Here is a 14,302-nt window from a genome sequence, read left to right on the forward strand (position 1 = left end):
CGCCCGCGGACTACGGTGGTGCCATGGAGTACGTCGAGTCGCTGCTGGACCTGATCGGCAACACCCCGCTCGTCCGCCTGAACCGGTCGCTCGACCTGGACGGTGACGGCCCGCTCGTGCTGGCGAAGGTGGAGTACCTCAACCCGGGCGGCTCGGTGAAGGACCGGATCGCCTCGCGGATGATCGAGGCCGCCGAGGAGTCCGGCGCCCTGCAGCCCGGCGGGACCATCGTCGAGCCGACGTCGGGCAACACCGGGGTGGGGCTGGCGATGGTGGCGCAGAAGAAGGGCTACAAGTGCGTCTTCGTCTGCCCCGACAAGGTCAGCGAGGACAAGCGCAACGTGCTCCGCGCCTACGGCGCCGAGGTCGTCGTCTGCCCGACGGCGGTGCCCCCCGAGCACCCCGACTCCTACTACAACGTCAGCGACCGGCTCGCGTCCGAGCCCGGTGCGTGGAAGCCCGACCAGTACTCCAACCCGCACAACCCTCGCTCCCACTACGAGGAGACCGGTCCGGAGATCTGGAAGCAGACCGACGGCCGGATCACGCACTTCGTCACCGGCATGGGCACCGGCGGCACGATCAGCGGCGTCGGGCGCTACCTCAAGGAGCAGAACCCCGAGGTGCAGGTGGTCGGCGCGGACCCGTCGGGCTCGGTCTACTCCGGCGGCACGGGGCGGCCCTACCTGGTCGAGGGCGTCGGTGAGGACTTCTGGCCGGAGACCTACGACCGGGGCGTCGCCGACCGGGTGATCGAGGTCTCCGACGCCGACTCGTTCGCGTTCACCCGGCGCCTGGCGCGGGAGGAGGCGCTGCTCGTCGGGGGCTCGGCCGGCATGGCGGCGTTCGCCGCTCGCCAGCTCGCCGCCGAGCTCGCGCAGGAGGGCCGCACCGACGCGGTGATCGTCGTGCTGCTGCCCGACTCCGGCCGCGGCTACCTCAGCAAGGTGTTCAACGACGACTGGCTCGCCCAGTACGGCTTCAGCACCGGCCAGCCGGCGCCCGCGCGGACGGTGGGGGAGGTGCTCCACACCAAGACCGGCGGCGGCCTGCCCGCCCTGGTGCACACCCACCCCAACGAGACCATCGCCGAGGCGATCGGCATCCTCCAGGAGTACGGCGTCTCGCAGATGCCCGTCGTGCGCGCGGAGCCGCCGATCGTGGCCGCGGAGGTCGCGGGGTCGGTCTCGGAGCGGCTGCTGCTCGACGCGCTCTTCACCGGCACCGCCCGGCTCACCGACTCCGTCGGGAGCCACATGTCCGACCCGCTGCCGACCATCGGCTCGACCGAGGACGCGACGGCGGCGGTGCCGCTGCTGGAGTCGGCCGACGCGGTGCTCGTGCACGAGGACGGCAAGCCGGTGGGCGTGCTGACCCGCCACGACCTCCTGATGTTCCTGGCGCGGGGCTGAGCCGGTGTCGCTGCCCGTGGAGCTGCCGCCCGGGATCCGGCCGGCGACCGTCGCCGACGTGCCCGACGTGCTGCGCCTGATCCGCGAGCTCGCCGTCTACGAGCGCGAGCCCGACGTGGTGCGGACGACCGAGGAGGACCTGCGCACCTGGCTGTTCGGCGACGACGCCGTCGCGGAGGTGCTGGTCGCCGAGGAGGGCGCCCGTGCGGTGGGGATGGCCCTGTGGTTCCGCACCTACTCGACGTGGACCGGGGTGCCGGGCATCCACCTCGAGGACCTCTTCGTCGAGCCGGGCCACCGTGGCTCCGGCCTCGGGAAGGCGCTGCTGGCCGCGCTCGCGCGGATCGCCGTCGCGCGGGGCTACGCGCGCGTGGAGTGGGTGGTGCTCGACTGGAACGAGCCCTCGATCGCCTTCTACGAGGCCCTCGGTGCGCGGCCGATGAAGGAGTGGGAGACCTACCGGCTGAGCGGGGAGGCGCTCGAGGCGCTGGCCGGCGCGTAGTACCGGCAGGTGTGGTGGGGCTCGAAGCCGAGGCTCGCCCAGAACCCCAGGCCCGTCACGTTGTCGGTCTCCACGTGCAGCCACGCCGTGGTGGCGCCCTGCTCGGCGCCCCACTCCAGGAGCACGGCGACGACGGCCCGGCCCAGCCCCTCCCGCCGGCGGGAATCGGCGACCCGGAGCCCGTGCAGGCCCAGCCAGTCGCCGTCGAGCCCCGCCTGTCCCTCGGCCACGTCGCCGACCGTGACGCGGACCCGAGGGCCGCTCTCGTGCACCACCGTTCCGGGCGGCTCGGGGGCCGCGCCGAGGCGGCGTCGTACTCGCGCCAGGGCGGCCAGCCGGTGCTCCGCCTCGCCGCCGTCGAGCGGCCGCCAGCCGGCGTCCCCGAACGCCTGCTCCACCGTCGACCCTGCCTCGACCTGCACCAGGGGGTCGCGCCCGCGCTGCGCGTAGAAGTCCTCGACGGCCGTGACGGCGTCGGGGAAGGGGCGACCGGGGTCGCCGACCGCGAGGCAGGAGTTCGCGCGCTTCAGCAGCCGGCCGACCGGCGCGGTCTCCCAGCGCAGCTCCCAGTCGCCCAGCGCGACCCGCTCCACGCCGGGCCACAGCGCGGCGGTGTGCGCCTCGGCCTCCCTGGTGCCGACCCGGTGGCGGACCGACGGGCGTGGGGGGACGGGCTTGCCGGAGACGATGTCGCGCAGCGGGATCCGCACCGGTTCGCCGGAGTCCGGCTGGACGACGCAGGTGTCGTCGGTCCACGCCACGCACACGCCGAGGAGGTCGGTGAGCGCCGGCCCGCCGGTGGGCCCGGTCTCGCCACGGATCACGCGCCGCACGACGACCCGCTGGCCGATCACGTGCGGCCCGAGGAGATGGCGTCCCACTTCGGGGGGTCTGCGCGCGTCGGGCACGCCGGGGATACTAGGGTGCTGTCCGACACGAAACACTTTCGTGCGCCATCCGCAGCAGCCCGTAGTTGGTCCAGGAGGAACCGATGACCTACGTCATCTCGCAGCCGTGCGTCGACGTCAAGGACCGTGCGTGCGTCGACGAGTGTCCGGTGGACTGCATCTACGAAGGCAAGCGGATGCTCTACATCCACCCCGACGAGTGCGTCGACTGCGGCGCCTGCGAGCCGGTCTGCCCGGTCGAGGCGATCTTCTACGAGGACGACGTGCCGGAGGAGTGGAAGGACTACTACGACGCCAACGTCAAGTTCTTCGACGACCTCGGCTCGCCCGGTGGCGCCGCCAAGATGGGCGAGATCGACAAGGACGCCGAGTACGTCGCGGCCCTGCCGCCGCAGAACCAGGACCACTGAGCACCCTTGGTCGAGGCGCGAGCGCGGCGAGCCTCCGAGCCGGTCTCCGGCCGCCTGCCGGACTTCCCCTGGGACAAGCTCACCCGGTACGCCGAGCGGGCGCGCGCCCACGCTGACGGCATCGTCGACCTCTCGATCGGCACACCCGTCGACCCGACGCCCGCGGTCGCCGTCGAGGCGCTGACCGCGGCCGCCGACTCGCCGGGCTACCCGATGACCATCGGGGTGCCCGAGGTCCGGCAGGCCGTCGTCGACTGGCTCGCGCGTGTCCACGGCGTCACCGGCCTCGGCCTCGACCAGGTGCTGCCGCTGATCGGCTCCAAGGAGTTCATCGCCACCCTGCCGACGTATCTGGGCCTCGGGCCCGGCGACCTGGTGGGCTATCCGCGGCTCGCCTACCCGACCTACGAGGTCGGCGCGGCCCTGGCCGGCGCCAGCGCTGTGGCCACCGACTCACTCACCGCGTTCGGCCCGGAGACGCCCGGGCTGCTGTGGATCAACTCGCCCTCGAACCCCACCGGCCGGGTGCTGCCGAAGGACCACCTGAGGAAGGTCGTCGACTGGTGCCGCGAGCGCGGAGTGCTGCTGGTCTCCGACGAGTGCTACCTGGACTGCGTGTGGGAGGGCGAGGCCTACTCCGCGCTGCACCCCGACGTGTGCGGTGGGTCCGCGGACGGGATCCTGGTCGTCCACTCGCTCTCCAAGCGGTCCAACCTCGCCGGCTACCGCTGTGCCTTCGTCGCCGGCGACCGCTCGGTGATCGCCGAGCTGCTGGCCGTGCGCAAGAACCTCGGGCTGATGATGCCCGGCCCCCAGCAGCGCGCCATGGCAGCCGTGCTGTCCGACGAGGCGCACGTCGAGCAGCAGCGCGCCCGCTACGCCGGTCGCCGCCGCAGGCTGCGCGACGCGCTCGTGGCGGCCGGCTACACCATCGAGCACAGCGAGGCGGCGCTCTACCTCTGGACGACGCGCGGCCCGGAGGGGCCGGACTGCTGGGAGATCGTGGCCGAGCTCGCCGAGCAGGGCATCCTGGTGGCCCCCGGCGCCTTCTACGGGGCGGCCGGCGGCAAGCACGTCCGGGTCGCGCTCACCGCCACCGACGAGCGGATCGACGCGGCCGTGGCGCGCCTCCGCGCGATGGCCTGATCGCCGGCCCGCCGCGCTCCCGGGTCAGCGGAAGACGTCCACGTGCACGTGGTCGCGGTGCTCGAGGATCGCTGGGTCGCCCGACCGCTTCGGCGGGTCGTAGTCGCGCCAGCCCTCGCGCCCCGCGGTCCAGATCCGGTCGTCGAAGATCACGGTGCGGATGTCGAGCCGGGCGGCGTTGGCGACGAGGTAGTGCGCGACCGCCCATCCCTTGGTCCGGTTGGCGCGGTTGACCGGCCGGAAGAACACGTCGACGGCACGGCCGTCGTAGTGGGCCGAGCCCTCCATGTGGCCGGTGCTCACGCCGTCGGGGGCGAAGCCGCCGAGCGCCAGCCCGCCGAAGCGGGCCAGGAGGTCCTTGCGCACCGCCTCGGCGCGAGGCGTCAGCCCGGTGGGGGTGAGCTCGGTGTCCGCGGAGGGGGCGCCGCCGTCGAGGTCGCAGCTGAAGGTGGCGGGGGAGTGGCCGGTGAGCGCCGAGGCGAGGGCTCGCCCGTCCGCCTCGTGATCGGCGTACGCGTCGGGGAACGCCGATCGCTGCACGCGCTGCGCGGCGACGGTGATCTCCATGTTCTCGTAGCCGTCGACCTCGACGAGGGCGTCGTAGAACGCATTGGTGGCGTAGACGGGGTCGAGGAGCTGCTCACGGCTGCCCCAGCCCTGGGACGGCCGCTGCTGGAACAGCCCGACGGAGTCCCGGTCGCCGTAGTCGATGTTGCTGAGCTTCGACTCCTGGTAGGCGGTCGCCAGCGCGATCGACGCCGCGCGGGCCGGCAGCCCGCGGCGCACGGCGATGGCCGAGATCAGCGAGGCGTTCTCGGCCTGCTCGCCGCTCACCTCGACGGTATGCTCCCCGACCGTGACGGTGCAGTCACCGTCGGGCCCACCGACGATCTGGTCGGTCACCTTGAGCACCGCGATGCCGACTCCCGCGATCGTCGCCAGCACGGCGACGCCGAGGGCGATGGCCGCTGCTCGCTGCTTCACGGCTCCAAGTGTGCGGGGACGCTGGTGAGCGGCACGATCGCCTCCGGGACGGCTCAGTTGGCGTGCAGGTCGGCGTTCAACGCGATGCCCTCGCCCTGCCACGGCACCGCCTCGACGGCGCCGGTCACCGAGTTGCGCCGGTAGAGCACGTTGCTGGCGCCGGAGAGCTCGCGCGCCTTCACGACCCGGGCGTCCTTCCCGGGCTCGAGGACCGTCACCTTGGTGCCGGCGGTGACGTAGCAGCCGGCCTCCACCACGCAGTCGTCACCGAGGGAGATGCCGATGCCGGCGTTGGCGCCGAGCAGGCAGCGCTCCCCGACCGAGACGATCTCCTTGCCGCCGCCGGACAGCGTGCCCATGATCGACGCCCCGCCACCGACGTCGGAGCCGTCGCCGACCACGACACCGGCGGAGATCCGGCCCTCGACCATCGACGCGCCGAGCGTGCCGGCGTTGAAGTTCACGAAGCCCTCGTGCATCACGGTGGTGCCCTCGGCGAGGTGGGCGCCCAGGCGCACGCGGTCGGCGTCGGCGATCCGCACCCCCGACGGCACGACGTAGTCGACCAGCCGGGGGAACTTGTCGACGCCGTAGACGGTGACGTGGTGGCCGGCGGCCCGCAGCCGCGCGCGGGTGACCTCGAAGCCCTCGACCGCGCAGGGGCCCGCGGACGTCCAGACCACGTTGGTCAGCAGCCCGAAGATCCCGTCGAGGCTCTGCCCGTGGGGGGCGACGAGCCGGTGGGAGAGCAGGTGCAGCCGCAGCCACACCTCGACGGTGTCGGCGGGCGCGGCAGCGAGGTCCGCGATCTCGACGAGATCCACCCTGCGGGTGACCGCGCGCGCCGCGTCCTCTCCCTCGAGCGCCACCAGGTCGGCCGGGGGCCGGGCGTCGGCGGGGCGCTCGCCGAGGGCCGGCGAGGGGAACCACGCGTCGAGCACGGTGTGGTTGGCGTCGTACGTCGTCAGGCCGTAGCCCCATGCGGCAGTCACGTGGAGCGATTCTATGGGTGCGGTCGGCTCAGCCGTCGGCGAGGATCGCGAGCTGGCGGCTCTGGGCGACCAGCCTGCCCTGCTCGTCCCACAGCTCGACGTCCTCGTCGTGGTAGCCGGCGATCACGTGCCGGGTCACGACGTGGCCCAGCGCCCACACCGTCTCAGGCCGCCGCCGGAAGTGCACCGTCAGCTGGATCGTGGCGGACGCCAGGTGGCCGATCTCGGCGGTGACGGGCGGGAAGGCGTCGACCATCGCGCCCGCCAGCAGCGCGTCGACCGGGCGCTCGTCGGCGGCCCGGATCCAGCACAACGACTCGGTCGTGCCCGACGGCCGCCCGCTCAGCCAGCCGGGGACCTCGGGCGCCCGGTAGTCGTAGCGGTCGAGGATCGGCACCATGCCCGTCGGGATCAGCGCCCCGACGTCCTCGCAGTCGTCGGGTCCGGCGACCCGCGGTGCGGCGTGGGGGGTGTGCGCGACGGCGCCCGCCGCGTCCCAGTCGTGGGTGCTCACCACGGCGTGCGCCACCTCGCGGTCACCCTGGACCAGCACCGCGTCGTACGTCGACACCCGGCGGCCAAGCCGCACCTCGCGCACCGCGATCTCGGCGTCGCCGGGCTGCGCGGGCCGGAAGTAGGTGATCGACGCGCTGAGCGCGTCAGGATGCTTCGACTCCTGCATCACGGCGTTCAGCACCAGCGCGAGGACATAGCCGCCGTTGGGGGTGTTGTTGGCGGTGTCCCAGTCGGCGGTGACCGCGACCCGGTGCCGCCCGTCGCCGGCCGGCACCGAGGCGACCGCGTCGTCGAGGAGAGATCCCATGGCCGCCATCCTGCACTCCGGCACCGCGGCCGGCGCGACCGGCTCCACGCAGGTCCGGGCGGCTCCGGGCAGTCCCGTCGACAGGTGTTCACCCTGCCTTCCCGCGGGTGTGGCCCGCGACCCGACCGGGCTCAGCAGGCTGGCGGCATGCGAATCCCCGTCCTCGTGCGGCTCCTGCCCGCCCTGCTCTGCGCGGCCCTGGCCGCCGTCGCCCTGCCCACCGGCCCGGTCGAGGCCGACAACCCGCACCGCTCGAGCGTGCAGCCGCTCGAGCGGGCGCACGCGCACAACGACTACGAGCACGACCGTCCGCTGCTCGACGCGCTCGACCACGGCTTCACCTCCGTCGAGGCGGACGTGTGGCTCGTCGACGGCGAGCTCTACCTCGGACACGACGCGCCCGACCTCGACCGCACGCTGACCGACGAGTACCTCCGGCCGCTCGCCCGGCGGGTGCGCGCCAACGGCGGGTCCGTCTACCCGCACTGGCGCGGGAGCCTGCGCCTGCTGATCGACGTCAAGTCCGAGGGCACGGCGGCATGGCCGGTGATCGAGCGGGAGCTGGCCCGGTTCCCGCAGCTGTTCACCACCTACGTCGCCGGCCGGGTGGTGGAGAAGCCGGTCACGGCGGTGATCTCCGGCAACCGGGACCTTGCCGCCATGCGCGCCGATCGCTTCCGCCGCTCGTCGTTCGACGGCAGGCTCGGCGACCTGCGCTCCGGCATGCCGTCCTCCCTGGTCGCCATGATCAGCGACAACTGGGGCCGGCACTTCACCTGGCGCGGCGTCGGGCCGATGCCGGCGGCCGAGCGCGCCAAGCTGCACGACATCGTCGACACCGCGCACGGGCACGGCTATGACGTCCGGTTCTGGGCGACCCCGGACCTGCCGGGCCCGGCCCGGGCGGCGCTGTGGCGGGAGCTCGTCGCGGCCGGTGTCGACGTGCTCAACACCGACGACCTTCCGGGTTTGCAGGACTTCCTGCTGGCCGAGGACCCGGCCGAGCCTGCCTGATCGGACCCTCCGACCGGCGTCGGGTCGAACTCGTTTCGCACGGGTCGGCCCGACGCCGTACTCTTGGGCCACAGGCGTTCGAGCCGTCATCAGCGGCGAGCCCCGGGAAGAACGTCCGGAGGCCGGAGGGGTTGCCAGCAGCCCGCCCGGCCGAAGGGCCAGTAGAACCCGGCGGGTAGGCCCGTCACAGCCCGCAACGAAGCGGTCGACGTACGTCGGCAAGCAGGGTGGTACCGCGGCAGAGATGTCGTCCCTGCGGACCGACGAGACCGACCGCAGGAGCCAAGCCCGATGACCTATCCGAAGGTCACCACCGACCCGTCCGCCACGTCCGGCGTCCCCAGCTCGCCGAGGTTCCCGGAGATCGAGGAGCGGGTCCTCGCCTACTGGGCCGAGGACGACACGTTCCGCGCATCGGTCCAGCAGCGCGACCCCGGCGAGCGCGGCGAGAACGAGTTCGTCTTCTACGACGGCCCGCCGTTCGCCAACGGTCTCCCGCACTACGGCCACCTGCTGACCGGCTACGTCAAGGACATCGTGCCGCGCTACCAGACCATGCGCGGCAGGCGCGTGGAGCGGCGGTTCGGCTGGGACACCCACGGCCTTCCCGCGGAGCTCGAGGCGATGCGCCAGAACGGGATCAAGACGACCGACGAGATCGTCGAGATGGGCATCGACAAGTTCAACGACGCCTGCCGCGCGTCGGTTCTCGAGTACACCGGCGAGTGGCGCGACTACGTCACCCGGCAGGCGCGCTGGGTCGACTTCGACAACGACTACAAGACCATGAACCCGGAGTTCATGGAGTCGGTGCTCTGGGCGTTCAAGAGCCTCTACGACAAGGGCCTGGTCTACGAGGGCTTCCGGGTCCTGCCCTACTGCTGGAACGACGAGACGCCGCTGTCCAACCACGAGCTGCGGATGGACGACGACGTCTACCAGGACCGGCAGGACCCCGCCGTCACGGTGGGCTTCCCGCTCGACGACCTCCGCACCGACCCCGTCCTCGACGGCGCCCACATCCTGATCTGGACCACCACGCCGTGGACCCTCCCGTCGAACCTCGCGGTGATGGTCGGCTCCGACATCGACTACGTCGTCGTCGAGGCGCCCGTCCCCGGCACCGACACGACCGCGCGCTACGTCCTCGCCGAGGCCCGGCTGGCGTCGTACGCGCGGGAGCTGGGGGGCACCGACGGCGAGCCCACCGTCCTCGGCCGCTACCGGGGCGCCGACCTGGTCGGACGCAGCTACACGCCGCCGTTCGGCTACTTCGCGGGTCGCGAGCGCGCCTTCCGCGTCGTCGCGGCGGACGACGCGGTGACCACGACGGACGGCACGGGCGTGGTCCACACCGCCGGTGCGTTCGGCGAGGTGGACAAGGAGGTGACCGACCGGGAGGGCATCGAGGCGGTGATGCCGGTGGGCAAGGACGGGCGGTTCACCCATCCGGTCGACGACTACGCCGGGATGCTGGTCTTCGACGCCAACCCGCACATCATCGACCACCTCAAGGCCGCCACCCGGGGCGAGGGCGCCACCGGGTCGGTGAGCCCCGGCACCGTGCTGCTGCGGCGCGAGACCTACAACCACTCCTACCCCCACTGCTGGCGCTGCCGCGAGCCCCTCATCTACAAGGGCGTCTCCTCGTGGTTCGTGGAGGTGACCCGGTTCAAGGACCGGATGGGCGAGCTCAACCAGCAGATCCGGTGGGTGCCCGAGCACATCCGCGACGGCCAGTTCGGCAAGTGGCTCGAGAATGCCCGGGACTGGTCCATCACCCGCAACCGGTTCTGGGGGAGCCCGGTCCCGGTATGGAAGTCCGACGACCCGGCGTACCCGCGGATCGACGTCTACGGCTCGTTCGAGGAGATCGAGCGCGACTTCGGCCGGCTGCCGCGCAACGCCGACGGGGAGGCCGACCTGCACCGGCCCTGGGTCGACGACCTGACCCGGCCGAACCCCGACGACCCGACCGGGCGCTCGACCATGCGTCGCGTCGCGGACGTCCTCGACGTGTGGTTCGACTCGGGCTCCATGAGCTTCGCGCAGGTGCACTACCCGTTCGAGAACGCCGAGTGGTTCGCCGGCGCGGAGGACGGCTCCCGCGACCCGCACTTCCCGGCCGACTTCATCGTCGAGTACATCGGGCAGACCCGGGGCTGGTTCTACACCCTGCACGTGCTCGCCACGGCGCTGTTCGACAAGCCGGCGTTCTCCTCCTGCATCAGCCACGGCATCGTGCTCGGCTCCGACGGCAACAAGATGTCGAAGTCGCTGCGCAACTACCCCGACGTGTCGGAGGTCTTCGACCGCGACGGGGCCGACGCCATGCGCTGGTTCCTGATGGCCAGCCCGATCCTGCGCGGCGGCAACCTCGTGGTGACCGAGCAGGGCATCCGCGACGCGGTGCGCCAGGTGATGATCCCGCTCTGGAACACCTGGTACTTCTTCGCGCTGTACGCCAACGCCGAGCAGTACGACGCCCAGGTCGGGTCGGCGGCGTCGCTTTCCAGCACCGACCCGCTCGACCGCTACCTGCTGGCCAAGACCCGGCAGTACGTCGAGCGGCTCACCGCCGAGCTGGACGACTACGCGATCGCCGACGCCTGCGAGACCACCCGGAACTTCCTCGACGTCCTCACCAACTGGTACGTCCGCCGCTCGCGCGAGCGCTTCTGGGAGGGGCGCACCGAGGCCTTCGAGACGCTGGGCGCGGTGCTCGACGTGGTGTGCCGTGCCGTCGCGCCGCTGCTGCCGCTGACGACGGAGGAGATCTGGCGCGGCCTCACCGGCGGCCGGTCGGTGCACCTCGCCGACTGGCCCGACGCCTCCGCGCTGCCGGCCGACGAGGAGAGCACGGCGCTGGTGGCCGCGATGGACCAGGTCCGCGAGGTCTGCTCGGCCACCTCCGCCCTGCGCAAGGCGGCCCGGCTGCGCAACCGGCTGCCCCTCGCGGAGCTGACCGTCGTCGTCGACGACCCGGGTGCGCTCGAGCCGTTCGCCGCGATCGTCGCCGACGAGGTCAACGTGAAGTCGGTGCGGCTCCTCGCGTCCGACTCCGACGAGGCCCGCCGCTTCGGCGTCGAGCAGCGGCTCACCGTCAACGCGCGGGCCGCCGGCCCGCGGCTCGGCAAGGACGTGCAGGCCGCGATCCGGGGTGCCAAGTCGGGGGACTGGTCGGTCGCCGAGGACGGCACCGTCACCGCCGGTGGTCTCGCCCTGCTCGAGGGCGAGTACATCCTGGAGACGCTGGTGGGCGGTGCCGGCGACGGCGCCGACACCTCGCGGACCGGCATGCTGCCCGGTGGCGGCTTCGTCGTGCTCGACACCGTGGTGACGCCCGCGCTCGCGGAGGAGGGCCTCGCCCGGGACCTGGTCCGGGCGATCCAGCAGGCCCGCCGGGACGCGGGTCTCGACGTCACCGACCGGATCGAGCTGGCGGTGTCCGGCTCGGAGGCGGTCGTCGCGGCGGCCACGACCCACGAGTCCCTGATCGCGGCGGAGACCCTCGCGACGTCGTACTCCGTGGCGGAGGGGACCGAGGCCGCGACGACGGTGACCGTCGGCGGCGGCGAGAAGGCGGCGATCAGCCTGCGCCGGGTCTGAGGCCGTGGGCGGGGCTGGTTGACTGTGGCCGTGGACCTCGCCCCGCCCGTGCTCGACCTGACCGCAGACGCGGTGACCCTCACCCGGCAGCTCGTCGACATCGAGTCGGTGAGCCGCAACGAGCGGACGATCGCCGACGCGGTCGAGCAGGCGCTGCGCGACCTGCCGCACCTCGTCGTCACCCGGCACGGCAACTCCGTCGTGGCGCGCACCGAGCTCGGTCGCGCCGAGCGGGTGGTGATCGCCGGGCACCTGGACACCGTGCCCGTCAACGACAACCTGCCGAGCCGGCTGGACGCGGAGTCCGGTGTGCTCCACGGCCTGGGCACCTGTGACATGAAGGGCGGCGACGCCGTCATCCTCCGGCTGGCGGCGACCGTCGCCGAGCCGGTCCACGACCTGACGCTGGTGCTCTACGAGTGCGAGGAGATCGACCAGGAGCTCAACGGCCTTCGGCTGCTCGGGGAGTCCCAGCCCGCGCTCCTCGACGCGGACTTCGCCGTCCTGATGGAGCCCTCCAACGCCGTGGTGGAGGCGGGCTGCCAGGGGACGCTCCGGGTGGAGGTGCGCACCACGGGGGAGCGGGCGCACTCGGCTCGCAGCTGGCGCGGGTCCAACGCGATCCACGCGGCCGCCGACGTGCTCGCCCGGCTCGCCTCCTACGAGCCGCGCCGGCCCGTTATCGACGGCCTGGAGTACCACGAGGGGCTCAACGCGGTCGGCATCCGTGGCGGCGTCGCCGGCAACGTCATCCCCGACGAGTGCGTGGTGGAGGTCAACTTCAGGTTCGCGCCCGACCGTTCCGAGGAGGAGGCACTCGGCTTCGTCGGTGACTTCTTCGACGGGTACGACCTCACCGTCACCGACTCCGCCCCGGGCGCGCTGCCGGGCCTCGACCGCCCTGCGGCGAAGGCCTTCGTCGACGCGGTCGGCGGCGAGGTGAACCCCAAGTTCGGCTGGACCGACGTGGCCCGGTTCAGCGCGCTCGGCGTCCCCGCCGTCAACTACGGCCCGGGAGACCCGATGCTCGCCCACAAGCAGGAGGAGCACGTGGAGGTGGCGCAGATCGAGCGGTGCGAGGAGCAGCTGCGACGGTGGCTGCGCGGGGAGGAGACCGCATGACCAGGCGCAGCGGGCCGGGCCCCAAGCCGAGCGCCGGGCGTCCGCCCGGCTCGACGACCGACCAGCGGCTGCTCGACAGCCGCGGCGACAGCGGCTGGGTGCACACCGACCCGTGGCGGGTGCTGAAGATCCAGGCGGAGTTCGTCGAGGGCTTCAACGACCTGGCGGAGATCGGTCCCGCCATCTCGGTGTTCGGGTCCGCCCGCATCGCGCCCAGCCACCCGGCCTACCGGATCGGCGAGGCGGTGGGCGCCGGGCTGGTCGAGGCCGGCTTCGCCGTGATCACCGGCGGTGGCCCCGGCGCCATGGAGGCGGCCAACAAGGGCGCCGTGGAGGCCGGCGGGGAGAGCATCGGCCTGGGCATCGAGCTGCCGTGGGAGGCGCGGCTCAACGACTACGTGACGTTCGGGCTCAACTTCCGCTACTTCTTCGTCCGCAAGATGATGTTCGTCAAGTACTCCCAGGGCTACGTCGTGCTCCCCGGCGGCCTCGGCACGCTCGACGAGCTGTTCGAGGCGATGACCCTCGCGCAGACCATGAAGATCACGCAGTTCCCGATCGTGCTGATGGGCGTGGAGCACTGGACCGGCCTGCTGGACTGGATGCGCGGCTCGATGCTCGAGGACGCGCGGATCAAGCAGTCCGACCTCGACATGCTGACGCTCACCGACGACCCGGACGAGGCGGTGGCCCTGATGGTGGCCGCCCGCGACCGCCACGGCTGAGGCGACGAGGTGTCCCAGACGATGATGTGGGTCTTCGCCGTCCTGATCGTGCTCGCCATGGGGGTGATCGCGATGCTGGCCGCCGGCCACGGTGAGCCGATGGCGCCGGCGTACGACGACCGGCCGGACGCCCTGGTGCCCGCGGACCGCCCGATCGGGGGCGCTGACCTGCGCAGGGTCCGGTTCTCGCTCGCGCTCCGCGGCTACCGGATGGCGGAGGTGGACGCGCTGCTGGCCCGCCTCGCCCACGAGCTCGAGCTGCGCGACGAGGCCGACCAGCGCGACCGGGCCGGCGGCGAGGTGGCCCCACCGGCTGCCGAGGAGGGGGCCGGGAAGCGCGCCGGGGAGCGCGCCGGCGACGGAGTCGAGGAGTCGCCGTAGGGGCACCGGCTGCGCCGGTCCTGCGCCATGGGCGATAATGACCTGGCGCACAGGCGAGGGTCTGCGCGCGCGACAACCTTTGATGGGAAGAGGGGTGCCGCATGGCGGCGATGAAGCCTCGGACCGGTGACGGTCCGCTCGAGGTCACCAAGGAGGGTCGCGGCATCGTGATGCGCGTCCCGCTGGAGGGCGGTGGCCGACTGGTGGTCGAGCTCAACGCCGAGGAGGCCTCAGCGCTCGGCGACGCGCTCAAGAACGTCGTCGGGTGACCGCT

14 protein-coding genes are annotated in these 14,302 nt (G+C 72.6%); 10 read left to right on the top strand and 4 right to left on the bottom strand.

The window, feature by feature from the left end; all coding sequences use genetic code 11:
• Positions 1 to 23 precede the first annotated feature (23 nt).
• Positions 24 to 1,412 carry a cystathionine beta-synthase gene (locus ACPOLA_RS03125; RefSeq protein WP_435768927.1) on the top strand — a complete coding sequence of 463 codons (1,389 nt, stop codon included), beginning with the start codon at positions 24 to 26 and terminating at the stop codon, positions 1,410 to 1,412.
• A gap of 4 nt (positions 1,413 to 1,416) precedes the next feature.
• A complete protein-coding gene (locus ACPOLA_RS03130) occupies positions 1,417 to 1,914 on the top strand; it encodes a GNAT family N-acetyltransferase (RefSeq protein ID WP_435768928.1) in 498 nt (165 codons plus the stop codon).
• On the opposite strand, the gene ACPOLA_RS03135 is transcribed toward ACPOLA_RS03130, so the two are convergent.
• Positions 1,869 to 2,795, bottom strand: a complete 927-nt coding sequence (locus tag ACPOLA_RS03135; protein WP_435768929.1) for a GNAT family N-acetyltransferase — start codon at positions 2,793 to 2,795, stop codon at positions 1,869 to 1,871. The genes ACPOLA_RS03130 and ACPOLA_RS03135 overlap by 46 nt on opposite strands.
• 110 nt (positions 2,796 to 2,905) lie before the next feature.
• On the opposite strand from ACPOLA_RS03135, the gene fdxA reads away from it, so the two are divergent.
• Positions 2,906 to 3,232: a ferredoxin gene (gene fdxA / locus ACPOLA_RS03140; RefSeq protein ID WP_435768930.1), complete on the top strand. Its 327-nt coding sequence runs from the start codon at positions 2,906 to 2,908 to the stop codon at positions 3,230 to 3,232.
• Between the two features lie 6 nt (positions 3,233 to 3,238).
• Complete coding sequence (gene dapC, locus ACPOLA_RS03145) at positions 3,239 to 4,378, top strand: succinyldiaminopimelate transaminase (protein WP_435768931.1); 1,140 nt, start codon at positions 3,239 to 3,241, stop codon at positions 4,376 to 4,378.
• A gap of 24 nt (positions 4,379 to 4,402) precedes the next feature.
• Here dapC and ACPOLA_RS03150 read toward each other — a convergent pair whose 3' ends face one another.
• Genes ACPOLA_RS03150 through ACPOLA_RS03160 form a run of 3 tightly spaced genes read right to left on the bottom strand, consistent with a single transcriptional unit; the run spans position 4,403 to position 7,177 of the window.
• Positions 4,403 to 5,362, bottom strand: coding sequence for a VldE C-terminal domain-containing protein (locus ACPOLA_RS03150; protein ID WP_435768932.1), 960 nt, complete (start codon positions 5,360 to 5,362; stop codon positions 4,403 to 4,405).
• A 53-nt stretch (positions 5,363 to 5,415) separates the two neighbouring features.
• Positions 5,416 to 6,354, bottom strand: a complete 939-nt coding sequence (gene dapD / locus ACPOLA_RS03155; protein WP_435768933.1) for a 2,3,4,5-tetrahydropyridine-2,6-dicarboxylate N-succinyltransferase — start codon at positions 6,352 to 6,354, stop codon at positions 5,416 to 5,418.
• A gap of 28 nt (positions 6,355 to 6,382) precedes the next feature.
• Entirely contained in the window at positions 6,383 to 7,177 is a 795-nt protein-coding gene (locus tag ACPOLA_RS03160; RefSeq protein ID WP_435768934.1) for an acyl-CoA thioesterase, read from the bottom strand.
• A 147-nt stretch (positions 7,178 to 7,324) separates the two neighbouring features.
• Between ACPOLA_RS03160 and ACPOLA_RS03165 the strand changes: the two genes are divergently transcribed.
• From ACPOLA_RS03165 to ACPOLA_RS03190, 6 genes are all read left to right on the top strand, one after another.
• Positions 7,325 to 8,191: a phosphatidylinositol-specific phospholipase C/glycerophosphodiester phosphodiesterase family protein gene (locus ACPOLA_RS03165; protein WP_435768935.1), complete on the top strand. Its 867-nt coding sequence runs from the start codon at positions 7,325 to 7,327 to the stop codon at positions 8,189 to 8,191.
• 291 nt (positions 8,192 to 8,482) lie between these two features.
• Positions 8,483 to 11,800 carry an isoleucine--tRNA ligase gene (gene ileS, locus ACPOLA_RS03170; RefSeq protein ID WP_435768936.1) on the top strand — a complete coding sequence of 1,106 codons (3,318 nt, stop codon included), beginning with the start codon at positions 8,483 to 8,485 and terminating at the stop codon, positions 11,798 to 11,800.
• A 30-nt stretch (positions 11,801 to 11,830) separates the two neighbouring features.
• On the top strand, positions 11,831 to 12,922 hold the full coding sequence (gene dapE, locus ACPOLA_RS03175) for a succinyl-diaminopimelate desuccinylase (protein ID WP_435768937.1): 1,092 nt from the start codon (positions 11,831 to 11,833) through the stop codon (positions 12,920 to 12,922).
• Complete coding sequence (locus tag ACPOLA_RS03180; RefSeq protein ID WP_435768938.1) at positions 12,919 to 13,647, top strand: LOG family protein; 729 nt, start codon at positions 12,919 to 12,921, stop codon at positions 13,645 to 13,647. The genes dapE and ACPOLA_RS03180 overlap by 4 nt, the downstream gene beginning before the upstream one ends.
• 9 nt (positions 13,648 to 13,656) lie before the next feature.
• Positions 13,657 to 14,028, top strand: coding sequence for a DivIVA domain-containing protein (locus ACPOLA_RS03185; protein ID WP_435768939.1), 372 nt, complete (start codon positions 13,657 to 13,659; stop codon positions 14,026 to 14,028).
• Between the two features lie 101 nt (positions 14,029 to 14,129).
• A complete protein-coding gene (locus ACPOLA_RS03190) occupies positions 14,130 to 14,297 on the top strand; it encodes a DUF3117 domain-containing protein (RefSeq protein ID WP_075018558.1) in 168 nt (55 codons plus the stop codon).
• Positions 14,298 to 14,302 lie beyond the last annotated feature (5 nt).

Source organism: Nocardioides proteolyticus, assembly GCF_051280635.3.
Taxonomy (GTDB): Bacteria; Actinomycetota; Actinomycetes; order Propionibacteriales; family Nocardioidaceae; genus Nocardioides.